Origin of the sequence: Klebsiella grimontii, assembly GCF_900200035.1 — a bacterium.
Classification (GTDB): domain Bacteria; phylum Pseudomonadota; class Gammaproteobacteria; order Enterobacterales; family Enterobacteriaceae; genus Klebsiella; species Klebsiella grimontii.
Genome location: NZ_FZTC01000017.1, coordinates 1 through 12,767 on the forward strand (window position 1 = coordinate 1; position 12,767 = coordinate 12,767).

Annotated in this window: 7 protein-coding genes; 6 read left to right on the top strand and 1 reads right to left on the bottom strand. The window is 57.1% G+C overall.

Going from position 1 to position 12,767, the window contains the following annotated elements; all coding sequences use genetic code 11:
• The 6 genes from KOSB73_RS12490 to KOSB73_RS12515 form a co-directional block, all read left to right on the top strand.
• Nucleotides 1-3,103 (top strand): BapA/Bap/LapF family large adhesin (locus KOSB73_RS12490; RefSeq protein ID WP_133116570.1); only part of this gene is annotated, 3,103 nt, incomplete at its 5' end.
• A 170-nt stretch (nucleotides 3,104-3,273) separates the two neighbouring features.
• A complete protein-coding gene (locus KOSB73_RS12495; RefSeq protein WP_004871550.1) occupies nucleotides 3,274-4,710 on the top strand; it encodes a TolC family outer membrane protein in 1,437 nt (478 codons plus the stop codon).
• Nucleotides 4,707-6,854, top strand: coding sequence for a type I secretion system permease/ATPase (locus KOSB73_RS12500; protein WP_098140555.1), 2,148 nt, complete (start codon nucleotides 4,707-4,709; stop codon nucleotides 6,852-6,854). Before KOSB73_RS12495 ends, KOSB73_RS12500 begins: the two co-directional genes overlap by 4 nt.
• A complete protein-coding gene (locus KOSB73_RS12505; protein WP_004131043.1) occupies nucleotides 6,851-8,056 on the top strand; it encodes a beta-barrel domain-containing protein in 1,206 nt (401 codons plus the stop codon). Before KOSB73_RS12500 ends, KOSB73_RS12505 begins: the two co-directional genes overlap by 4 nt.
• 235 nt (nucleotides 8,057-8,291) lie before the next feature.
• Complete coding sequence (locus KOSB73_RS12510; protein WP_098140556.1) at nucleotides 8,292-11,435, top strand: glycosyltransferase; 3,144 nt, start codon at nucleotides 8,292-8,294, stop codon at nucleotides 11,433-11,435.
• A gap of 42 nt (nucleotides 11,436-11,477) precedes the next feature.
• Nucleotides 11,478-12,410, top strand: a complete 933-nt coding sequence (locus tag KOSB73_RS12515) for a hypothetical protein (protein ID WP_004871543.1) — start codon at nucleotides 11,478-11,480, stop codon at nucleotides 12,408-12,410.
• Between the two features lie 36 nt (nucleotides 12,411-12,446).
• Here the strand turns inward: KOSB73_RS12515 and hspQ are convergent, their stop codons facing one another.
• Nucleotides 12,447-12,764 carry a heat shock protein HspQ gene (hspQ, locus tag KOSB73_RS12520; RefSeq protein ID WP_004871541.1) on the bottom strand — a complete coding sequence of 106 codons (318 nt, stop codon included), beginning with the start codon at nucleotides 12,762-12,764 and terminating at the stop codon, nucleotides 12,447-12,449.
• Between the last annotated feature and the right edge of the window lie 3 nt (nucleotides 12,765-12,767).

Genomic DNA, 12,767 nt, shown 5'->3' on the forward strand with positions numbered 1-12,767 from the left:
GGATAGCGACAGCGATTCTGATTCGGATAGTGACTCGGATTCCGACAGTGACTCCGATTCCGACAGCGATTCCGATTCGGATAGTGACTCGGACTCCGACAGCGATTCCGATTCTGACAGCGATTCGGATTCAGACAGCGACTCCGATAGCGATATCGAGGCTGTACCGGATAGCAACAGCCCGGATGTGGTGACTCAGGACGGAAACCTGAATAACGTCAGCGGCACCAGCGGTCAACTGGTTGGCCTGACGCTACTCAGCACCGTCGATGTCTCGCTGCTGTCGGGCAATAATCTGCGCTTTAGCGTGGGTTCCGGAACCGTTGAGGATATGACGGTGTCGGTGAACGGCAACTCGCTGCTCACGGCGAGCGGATTGCTGACCACCATCGTCAACCTGCTGGGGGCTGGAAACACCCTGAGCGCCGATCTGTCGGTGGTGAATACGGTCACCGGCGAAGTCGTGGCGATTGCGGAAAACAGCGTCTCTATCTCGGCGAGCCTGCTTGGCGGGCTCACCTATAGCGGCACGGCGTCCTTTGCCAATCTGCCGGCGGGCGACTACACCATGATTATCTCTGCACCGGAAAGTAACGGCGCCCTGGTATCGCTGATCAACGCGCTGGCGGAGGCTCAGGTAGCAAGCTTCGTCAACGTGGACGTGACGGACTCCGTTGGCTATAGCGTCGGCGCCATTGAAGGAAACGTGCTGGACAACACCGCCAGCGGCGATATGCAGGACAGCGGCCAGGGCATCACGGTCACCAGCGCGGTATCGGACTCCGTTGACGGATCGACCGCAGTGACCGTGACCAGCGCTGGCGTCAACGTCACGGGGGCCTATGGCGTACTGACCATTCACTCTGACGGCAGCTATAGCTACCAGTTGACCAAAGGCGGAGCCGCTGTCGGTCAATCGGATGTCTTTAGCTACACCATTACCGATGCAGCGGGGAATACATCGACCACTTCTCTGACGATCAATATTGGAGGAAATATCGAACCGGCGCAGGCCAATCCGGATGCGCAGGAGACGGACCTGACCGCGACGTTCGATAATCTTAATGGCGAAAGCGGTACCGTCGGACAACTGGTCGGCGTCTCGTTACTCGGTAACGTCAATGTAGGTTTGCTTAACGGCAATAGTTTTGACTTTGACGTCGCCGCCGGCGCGAACGAAAAAGTGCTGCTCACTGTCTCGGGGAGCACTGGCCTGAGCCTGGGCGCGGCCTTGAGCACGTTGCTGAGCCTGCTGGGCGGGGCATCGTCCTTTACGGCGGATCTCTCAATCGTCGATAAGGCGACCGGCGAAGTGGTGCAGGTTCTGACCAACGCCGTCAATATTAATGTTGACGGACTCGGTCTCAGCCTGGGCTACAGCGGCGGCGGCTGGTCCTCAATGTTACCTTCAGGATCGTACACGGCGGTGGTCTCTTCACCGAATACCGGCGGCCTGTTGGGCGCGTTGCTGGACCTGAACCTGGGCACCTTTATCAACGTGTCGGTCACCGACTCTGAGGGCTATCACACCGACAGCCTGACGGGGAACGTCCTGCAAAGCGATGGCGACGGCGACGTGGCGGACTCCGGGGTAAATATTAAGGTGACCAGCGTCACCGCCACCTCGGTTATCGACGCCGATCCGGTGGCGGTCACCAGCAGCGGAACGACGATAGCCGGTGCCTGGGGATCGCTGACCATTCACAGCGACGGTAGCTATACCTATCAGCCTTATGGCGGAGTGAATAGCGTCGGCCAATCGGAGGTCTTTACCTACACCATAACCGACAGTCTGGGCCACACGGCGAGCACGACGCTGACGTTCGATATCGACAGCCCGGCTTCGCTGGCGGTGAATGACGTGGTTGCGCTGAACGTGGCAACGGCGCTGGCAACGGTGAATGTTCCGGCGATTGACACCACGGGGCTGAACACAAGCGGTAAGTCGAGCGGGAGCGGAGTATCAGCGAGTAAGTTGATTAACTTTAGCGTGGGGGCCGATCGCGAAATGGATACCCTCTCGGTGAATGTGAACTACACCGCGAGTGGCTCAGTGGTCAATACCGTCAGGATTGACAGCACGGTCAGCATTTATCACGTACTCAGCGATGGCAGTAAGGTCCTGGTATGGCAAGGGACGCCGACAGAAAGCTTGACCACGATTATCGGCGCCACAGCTAGCGCTACGGATACGCTAACGCTAACGGGTGTGGCATTGAGCGAAGGAAATTACGAGATGGTCCTGGCTTCTAAAGCTACTGCCACTCTGGATAATTTCGTCACCACACCACCGAACTATACGGTAGGCGCAACGATCGCCGGTACGACGATCGATACCGCAACGCATTATACGGTGGCAGGAACCAACGTCAGCGGGAATATCCAGAACGGAAACAACTCGGGCGGTACGGAAGATTTCCATGGCGTGCTGTATGCCTCATACACCGTCGCCGGACATACTTCCTCTGGCAGTGCCGAATCCTGGACCTTCCACAGCAACGGCAGTATCACCACCAGCGACGGTAGTAGCATAAGCACAACCAGCGTCACAATTTACGGTGACTATGGCAACCTGACGATGGCGAATAATGGTTCTTATACCTACAGTCTGAATGCAGGTCTGGATGTGTCGACAATCACCCATAAGGAGGTCTTTGCCTACACGGTGAACGACAGCAATGGCGGCTCTTCCGCGGCGACGCTGACCATCGATCTGCATCCGCAGATTACCGGCAGCGTGAACGGCGACGATATTCACAGCACCGCTTATGACGATACCTTCACCCTGGGTATCGGGGCCGACACGGTGGTTTACAACCTGCTGGCTGATGACAATAGCGGCGGCAACGGCGGCGATACCTGGAAGGATTTCTCGGTTGCGCAAGGGGATCATATCGATGTGTCGGCGCTGCTGGTTGACTGGGATGGTAACAGCAGCAGCCTGGGCAACTATGTGACCCTGAGCTACGTTGGCAATAACACGGTGGTATCCATCGACCGCGACGGCGGGGCCGGAGACCATCAATCAACAACCTTAATTACGCTGGAAGGGGTGCATATCAATTCGCTCAACGAGCTGATTGATACGAATAACTCCAACTAACAGGCGTTATAACGCTGATGGCGCAGGGACGCGCCGTCGAGGTTATTTAATAGGGGAGGAATGAATCGGTCAGTGAACCGGGAGATAGCCGACTATCATTTAATAAAAATAATGATGCGGAAATGATTATATCCGTTTTTTCAGTGCGTGTTTTCTGAAGGGTAAATTTGATGCGTCTATTTAAACAAAAAAGGAATGTCATAACCTGCGGCTATACAGCCCTCTTTATTTCTTTGAATCCGGCGTTTTTTGCTCATGCGGAAAATTCATATTTGATGCCGAATGATATTAGCAGCCAGCGCTTAACCGATAGCCAACAGGTGGCGGGGTATAACGAAGAGATTATTAATAGCCAAAGCCGAATATCCGGCCCGCTGGATATTAAAAAAGCGGTAAAAAATGCGGTGAACTGGCATCCATCTATAACCCAGGAGGTGAGTAAACTCCAGGAGATGGCGCAGAAAGTCGACGTAGCGAAAGCCAAATATTACCCGCAAGTTAGTGCGGGTATGAATAATGGTTATAGTAATACCTATTCTGATGCCGGATATACGCCATCGTTGGTCGTCTCGGTATCGCAAATGCTTTACGACTTCGGCAAAGTGTCCAGCTCGGTCAGAGCCGCCGACTCCGGCGTTGCCCAACAGCAGGCCACCGTCATGCTGAGCATCGATCAGGTCGCTCATGACACCGCGGCGGCGGTAGTCCAGGTTCAGGGCTATCAAAAGCTGGTGGACATCGCCAAAGCGCAGGTCGAGTCGCTCAAACAGATTGGCGATCTTATTCGCCAGCGCAACGATGCGGGGGCGTCGTCTTTATCGGACGTCGTGCAGACCGACACCCGCGTGGAAGGCGCGCAATCCACGCTCCTGCAATATCAGGCGGCCCTTGAGCGCTGGAAAGCCACGCTCGCGACCTACATTGGCATCGGCGGAATCGCCACGGTAACGGATGACGTCCCGCAGGGGATGGATGCCGCCTGCGCGGTAGCCAAAATCGATTACCGCTCAGTGCCTGCGGTATTAGCGGCGCTGGCCCAGGCCGGCCAGGCGCAGGCGCAGCTGGATAACGCCAACGCGCAAATGCTGCCGACGATTTCCCTTGAGCCGGAAGTTACCCACTACCTCAACGATAACTACGCCAACAGCGCGGTGCTCAATAAAACGCAATATTCCGCCTGGGTGAAAGTACAGATGCCTATCTATCAGGGCGGGGCGATGACCGCCTCCCGCGACGCCGCCCAGCAAAGCCTGGCGGCGGCGAATGCGGCGATCAAAACCGCCCAGTTGGACGCCAGCCAGAAGCTCAACGCCTCGCGCGATGAAGCGGTTAATCTGACTCAGTCGCTGGGTATTCAGAAGCGCCAGCAGGAGTTGGGCGAACAAACCCGGGCGCTGTATCAGGATCAGTACCTTCAGCTCGGTTCGCGGCCGCTGCTGGATCTGCTCAACGTCGATCAGGAAATTTACCAGGCCAGATTTAGCCAGGTCCTGACGGAATCGCAACTGCGCTCTCTGGAGCTGGACTGCCTGTTCAGCACCGGCAAGATGCGCACGGTGTTCGCGCTGGAAAAACAAAATATCCAGGGCGTGGAGATCCGCCCATGACCCCACAAGATGAACGCGCCGGGATACCGCATCTGATCGACTGGTCCAATGCGATAGCCTTTATTGCCAACCACTATCGACAAAGTTTTTCGCCCGGAACGCTGCATGCCGCCGCCGAGTGGGCGACGCAGAAAACCCTGCCGGAGGCGCTTCGGCACCTGGCGCGCCACGCCGGGCTAAACTGCCAGTTTTTATCCGCCGCCGATCAGAAAATGTCGGCCTGGCGGCTACCGCTGGTCATCCAGCTGCGCGACGGCCAAATCGCCGTGGTTGAAAGCGTTGACGTCAATAACGCCGTTGGGGTGCGGTTTGTGAAGGAGCTCGCGCTGCTCAGCTACTGCCCGCTGGAAACCCTGCTGCCGGAAATTGAAAAGACCATTGCTTTTCGCCCGGCGGCGCCGGAAAGGGATATTCGCACCGAGAGCTATCTGGCCCGCTTTCAGCCGGACTGGCTACGCAAAATTGTACTGAAAGATATTCGCCCCTATATGCACGTGATGCTGGCGTCTTTCGCCATCAACGTTCTCGCGCTGAGCGGAATTCTGTTTTCGATGCAGGTTTACGATCGGGTGATCCCGGCGCAGTCTTATCCCACGCTTTATGTTCTGTTCAGCGGCGTATTGCTGGCGGCGGTCTTTGCTTTTGTGCTGAAAATTATGCGCGGGCACGTCACGGATCTGCTCGGCAAACGCGGGGATATTCGCGTTTCTGACCGGGTCTTCGGCCACGCGCTGCGCCTGAAAAACAGCGCGGTGCCGCGCTCGACGGGGAGCTTTATTTCGCAAATCCGCGAGCTGGAGCAGGTGCGAGAAATGATGACCTCGACGATGATGACCATCGTGGCGGATTTACCGTTCTTTCTCCTGTTTCAGGTGGTGCTGTTTATTGTCTCGCCGTGGCTAAGCTGGATTGCGCCGGTGGCGACGGTCCTGATGATCCTCCCCGGCCTGCTATTGCAGCGCAAGCTGGCGGCGCTGGCCAATAAAAACCAGCACGAAAATACCTTACGTAACGCCATCCTGGTGGAAAGCATCCAGGGATTGCAGGACATCAAAATGATGCAGGCGGAAAGCCGTTTCTTGCATCAGTGGAATAGCTATATCGCGATTACCGCCGAGTCGGGGGTCAAAACGCGCAGGCTCACCCACGGCCTGGTCAGCTGGGGAATGTCGGTGCAAAACCTGCTGTACGCCACGGTGGTAGTGGTCGGCGCGCCGCTGGTGATTAATGGCGACATCACCACCGGGGCGATGGTGGCGGCATCGATGCTATCGACCCGCATGGTGGCGCCGATGACCGCGCTGTGCGGGGTACTTGCCCGCTGGCAGCAGGTGAAAACGGCGAAGGCCAGCCTCGATACGCTGATGGCGCTGCCGGTCGAAGGGGGGCAGGACGAACCCCGGGTTCACCGCGCCGTGCTGCACGGCAACTACGAGTTCCGCCAGGCGGAATTCCGCTACGGCCTTAACGACGCCGCCATCCCGCTGCGGATTAATCAACTGTCGATAAAAGCCGGGGAGAGAATCGCTGTTCTTGGACGAATCGGCGCCGGTAAATCGACCTTGCTGCAGGCGATGATGGGCAACATCGAGCTGGTCTCCGGCGAGCTGCGGCTGGATGATTTAAGCCTGCCGCAGATCGACCTCGCCGATATTCGCCGCAACGCCACCTTGCTGACCCAGGAGGCGCGGCTGTTCCACGGCACCCTGCGCGAGAACCTGATCCTCGGGCGTCCGGCGGCGACGGATGATGAAATCTTCTCGGTGCTTACCCTGTGCGGCGCGCTGGAGTTCGTGCGCAAACTGCCTCTTGGTCTTGAACACGTCGTTATGGAAGGCGGGTTGGGGCTGTCAGGCGGCCAGCGGCAGTCGCTGCTGCTGGCCAGAACGCTGCTGCGCGATCCGAACATTATCCTGCTCGATGAGCCGACCTCGTTTTTCGACGAGCGAACGGAAAAAGCTTTTGTGGAACAGCTGGCGCAGTGGGCCGGTGAAAGAACGATGATTATCGCCACGCACAAAGCGGCGGTGCTCAATATCGTTGACCGGATCCTGGTTATCCAGGACGGGCAGCTGGCGCTGGATAAACCCAAAGCGACGGTCTTTGAACAAGAGAAAGCCCGCGGTCAGGTGGTGAATATATGAGTAAATTTCCCTTACTGGCCGACAACGACCCGGTGGCGCTGCTTCCGGAGAGCGAACAAGACGAAGCGCAGATCGTAAAATCGCGGCGGCTGATTCTCCTGCTGGCCGTGATGCTGCTGGTGGGCGGCGTCTGGGCATGGTTCGCGGTGCTGGACGAAGTCTCAACGGGCACCGGGAAAGTGATCCCCAGCTCCCGGGAGCAGGTAATACAAACCCTCGACGGCGGTATTTTAACCGAGCTGAACGTTCGGGAAGGTAGCAAGGTACAAGCCGGACAGGTCGTGGCCCGCCTCGACCCCACCCGCAGCGAATCTAACGTCGGCGAAAGCCAGGCGAAATATCGCGCCTCGCTGGCGGCGAGCATTCGTTTAACTGCCGAGGTCAACAATCAGCCGCTGGCGTTTCCCGACTCCCTGAAAGCCTGGCCCGCGCTGCTGGCGGAAGAGACTCGCCTCTACCATAGCCGCAAGGAGCAGTTGAGCAAATCGACGCGCCAGCTGGACGAGTCGCTAAAACTGGTCAATAGCGAACTGGCCATCACCGAAAGGCTGGCGAAAACCGGGGCGGCGAGCAACGTTGAAGTGCTGCGTCTTCGCCAGCAGGTCGCGGATATCAGTTTTAAAAAGATCGATCTTAATACCCGCTATTTTGTTGACGCGCGTGAACAGCTGTCAAAAGCCAATGCCGACGTGGCCAGCCTGGCGGAAGTGATTAAAGGCCGCGCCGATTCGGTCACGCGCTTAACCGTTCGCTCGCCGGTGCAGGGGATCGTAAAAAATATCAAGGTCAACACCATTGGTGGGGTTATTGCGCCCAACGGTGAGCTGATGGAAATTGTTCCGGTAGATGGCCGGTTATTAATCGAAGCGCGGATTTCACCGCGCGATATCGCTTTTATTCATCCTGACCAGCAGGCGCTGGTGAAAATTACCGCCTATGATTATGCCATCTATGGCGCGCTTAACGGCGTGGTGGAAACCATATCGCCGGATACAACCCAGGACGAAGCTAAACCCGATATTTACTACTACCGGGTGTTTATTCGAACTGACTACGATTACCTGGAAAATAAAAGCGGCAAGCGCTTTTTAATCGGCCCGGGAATGATTGCCACCGTTGATATTAAGACCGGGGAAAAAACGGTCATGGATTATCTGGTCAAACCGTTTAATCGGGCAAAAGAAGCATTAAGAGAACGTTAATTCGATGGCTGACCTGTGCCGGGCTGATATATCGGCGCAGCGTCTTCCCCGGCTTGCGCTGCGCTGACCGGGCTACGTATTCACAGCCGTCTGCGGGCCGGTAGCCCGGACAAGGCGCGTTAAGCGCCGCCTCCGGGGAGTGTGCCGGGCAAAGACATAAGCGCAATTTCCAAAACGGGTTGAAATAATAATTTTTAAACATGCAACGCATTCTTGATTATACGGAGAGGGAAAGATGGCGCTAAGTGACTTACTGCAACAAGCCTGCTTTCAGGCGAAAAAATTAAAATCCACCGAATTGCCCTCTGACTATCCGGCATGGGTCATCTTCTTCAGCGTCAGCGATGGTAAGTCACGCGCGCATACTCATATCTCCAGCGGAACCAGCTTTGACCTCGCGTGGCTGGCGGGGGCCAGAGCGCTGCAGGAGTGGCGTAAAAAACAGGACAGCGAACCGCAGTGGCTGCGGATTGACATCGTGGACAGCGTGGAAAAGCTCAGCTGGCAATCCCTCAACGAAAAATTCATGGTCACCAAGCGTAACTATTTTCGCTTTGGCCTCGCGTTTGATCCGCAGTTTAGCTGCGCGATGCTTGAGCAAGAAATTACCGGTAACGCGCTGCTCTATGACGGGGATAACGGCGTCGTGGCGCCGAATAGCGTCAATCTGGAAAACTACGCCCAGCGGCGGTTTAAGCAGACGCTGAGCTGGCCGCAAGATCCGCAGCAGCCGCTCTGGCGCTTTAAAACTCAGGGCGTCTTCTGCGATCGTTTTGGGGCAAAAGTGATTGAACACACCGGACGGGGTTCCGGCTATCGCGTCATCGGGGAAGAGTGGCAGGACGAGTGCCTGGCCGAGGTGATTAAAAAAGGCACCGATTATCTGGCCCGCCAGGTAAAACAAGACGGCCTCTACCATTACGGCTGGTTTCCCTGTTTCGATCGCCCGGTCCGCTCCTATAACGCGCTGCGCCATGCCAGCTCGACCTATTCGCTGATCGAGGGCTGGGAGGCGACGCGTCAGCCGTCGGTTCGTCAGGCGATAGACCGGGCGATTGCGTACCTGGTTAACACGCTGATTGAAGTGCGGACGCTGGACGATGGCCGCGAGGCGGCGTTTCTTTGCGATGTGGGCGATGAGATCAAGCTCGGCGGCAACGCCGTCAGCATCCTGGCGCTGGTGAAATACACCGAAACGACCGGAGACCGGCAATATCTGCCGCTGATGGCGCAGCTGGCGACCGGTATCGCCTGTATGCAGGATCCGCTCAGCGGCCAGTTTGTTCATGTATTAAATAGCCGCGATCTGTCGCTGAAAGCCAAATTCCGCATCATTTATTACGATGGCGAAGCGGCTTTTGCCCTGATGCGCCTGTACGGCCTGACCAACGCGCCGCAGTGGCTGGAGATGGTGGAAAAAGCCTTCGCCTATTTCATTAAAAATAAACACTGGCAGCATCACGACCACTGGCTGAGCTACTGCGTGAATGAATTGACCCGCTTCCGTCCGCAAGAGAAGTACTTTCGCTTTGGCCTGAATAACGTGCGCGATCATCTTGATTTCGTGCTGCATCGCGTCACCACCTATCCCACGCTGCTGGAATTAATGATGGCGGCGTCTGAAATGGTGACCCGGCTGGACGCCTCGCCCGAGCATCGTCATCTGCTGGCGGATTTTGACCAGCAGAAGTTCTGGCAGGCGCTGGAGGCCCGCGCCCGCTATCTGCTGAACGGCTTTTTCTGGCCCGAGCTGGCGATGTTCTTTAAAAATCCCGCGCGGATCGTTAACAGCTTCTTTATCCGCCACCACAGCTACCGCGTGCGTATCGATGATGTTGAGCACTATCTTTCCGGCTTTATCGCCTACCAGAAATACCATTTAGCGGCAAAAAAGCCGCCGCTCCAACAGGACGACACGCAGCCGGCGAATAGCGCGACCCCCGTGTTTTTGCTGGAGACGCTGCGTGACGTCGGCAACGGTATTGAGGTGGCGGCCATGCGCCGGGCGAAACTGTTCACCGAACATCTGCGCACCGTACCCTGGCTGATTACCGCGACGTGGAATCCCGAACTCTCCACGGCGGTTAAGGCGCTGAAAGCCCGCGGCGCGCTGCCCGAAGAGGTGCCGGTTTATAACCTTTATGCCTGGCTAAGCGATTGTCTTGAGCTGAATGCGATCTCTGCGCTGGCGCCGCTGGTGGGCAATATTGAGCTCAGACATGCCGTGAATCCCACCGCGGATCTACCGGTGGGTAAACACAACTTCCTGCTGCGTCCGCAGGGGAGAATCATCGAAGACTATATTGATCGCGCCGGCAATATTCTGCTGCGCAAAAGCTTTGACGAAAAAAAGGGCAACGTGCAGCTAAGCCATCTTGAAATCGCTCTGCCGGGAAGGGACGTTAAACGCTTTGCTCAGGAAGAGGCGTTTTATGCGTGGATGCTGGAAACCCGGTTGGCGGAAAAAGGGCGCTGGCACTTTATCGTCGATAAAAATAAAATGTGGAAAAGCTTCGTTTGCTCACGGCCCGCCCAGCGTATGGCCTGCACGCTGAGCGCGATTATCCACTCCCATCATCAGTTGTCTAACGGGGCGCTGAAAAGCTCATACCGGCATATCCTGGAACAGCCGGAACTCGTAGACCAGCTGATTGTCCTGACCGATGAACAGTGGCAGGACCTGCAGCAGGAGGGATTTCCGGCCGCTCGGATGGCGGTGATCCCCAACCATCTCGATAACGGCGCTATACCGGCGAACCCGCAGAAGACGCCTTCGCAAACGGTCATTTACCTGGCGCGCTACTCGGAAGAGAAGCAGCACGCTTTACTGCTGAGCGCGTTTCGTCAGGTGGTGAAGGCGATCCCCGACGCGCAGCTGCACACTTACGGGGTAGGGCCGCTGCGGCGCAGCTTAAGCGCGCAGGTGGCGGAGTGGGGGCTGGAGCAGGCTATCCATATCAACGGCTTCACCTCCGACATCGCGCAGGCGCATAAAACGGCCTGCTGCACGGTGCTTTGTTCGACTCAGGAGGGGCAGTCCATTTCCGCCGTCGAGGCGATGGCATACGGTACGCCGCTGATTAGCTTTGCCATTAAATATGGCCCGCGCGACATCCTGCAGGACCGGCAGGCGGGGATTCTGGTGCCCTGCGGCGATGAGGGCGCGCTGGCGGCGGCGATGATCAAGGTTATCTCCGACAAGACGCTACAGCAAAGTATGCAGCAGGCTGCGCTGCGCAACGCGCAACGCTACTACGCCAGCGCGATCGCCGGACGATGGGCGGCATGGCGGCAGGCAAGCGAACGTCAGCTGGATACCGGGACGGAGCTGGAGAGCAGGCCGGAAAAAAAGCGTCATCAGGCGGCTAACGTTGGATAACCGTCAGCGCCTTTTCCCTTTGCCTGGCCCCCTGGCGCGGCGATGAGGGGAGTCATCGCGCTACTGCTGGCGTCCTGCTGCAGTTCGCCGCTGCTGGCGCGCGATGTCGTGCAGGTTTCGCGCTGCGTTCCCGGCTCCCTGCTTCATGAGCATCGTCTGGAAAAAACGCACGTGGTCGATGACTTTCATATTTACTACAGCCTGCAGGGCAAAGATGCCCTGCGATATCCGCAGGACAGTACCGGCGATGGCGTGCCGGACGTTATAAAAGATATTGGTCGTCAGCTACAGGCGGCGCAATATCTCTACACGTCGCGGCTGGGCCTGCGCTCGCCTCTGCGGCAGAAGATTTATGCCCAGGCCCGACAGATTAACCTCTATCTGCTGGCGCTTCCTAAAGGTCATGGCCTTGCCTTCGATCGCGTGGCGGCGGAAACGATGAGCGACGGAACGGCGCTGCCCTGCGGCTTAAAAATCGTGCTTAACGCCGGGCTGCAGCCCGCGCGCAACGTTACGCCAGCCCATGAATTATTCCATTTATACCAGTACGGTTACGCGGTTTTTAAACAGAGATGGTACCTGGAGGGAATGGCGCGTTGGATGGAAAATGCCTTCAGAGCCCCGGAGAAAAGAGTTTCGCCGCTGGCTGAGCCTTCCGGGTGTGAAAGTAATTTCTCGCGCGGCTATGGGGCGGCGAACTTCTGGGCCGGCTATGCGCAGCAGTATTTTGCGCCAACAAAACTGCCTGAAAAAGCGCTAACGTACCGTTACGCTGACGGGAGTCCGGTGTTTAAAACTCTGGTTTTGCCCGGCGGTGCGATGCTGGCGCCTTTTTTTCAGCAGCTTGCGCTTACCAGCGAGGGGATTTCCCGCGCAATGAAGCGGGCAAACGACCGCTGGAGTGAACAACAGCAGCGTGACGGACAATTCAATAGTCTGATTTGCCAGGCGCTGGCAAATGCCGCGCAGAGATAAAGGGCAATAAAAAACCCGCAACGCGGGTTTTTGAGATCAGTTACGCAATCTGGGTGCCTGCAGCTGCTGGCGAATGGTTCGCGCCAGTTCGTCCAGCGACGGTTGCTCCGGATGCTCATCGCTGGCTTCGCTGCTCAGCTGCGCTTCTGCAAGATAAGTGTGAATCGGCTGACCATCATCGTCCTCCATCACCACGTGGTACCAGGGCGCAAGACGCAGTTCGTCGTTAGCGGCGATTTCGTCCTCCTCCGGCTCCGTGAGCGAGTACTCTGGATCGACATCGACGATCACGCCCAGGTAGCCCAGAAGCGTGTGGCGAACTTGTTGGCCGATACCGAATTTGCTGGCTATCATAAG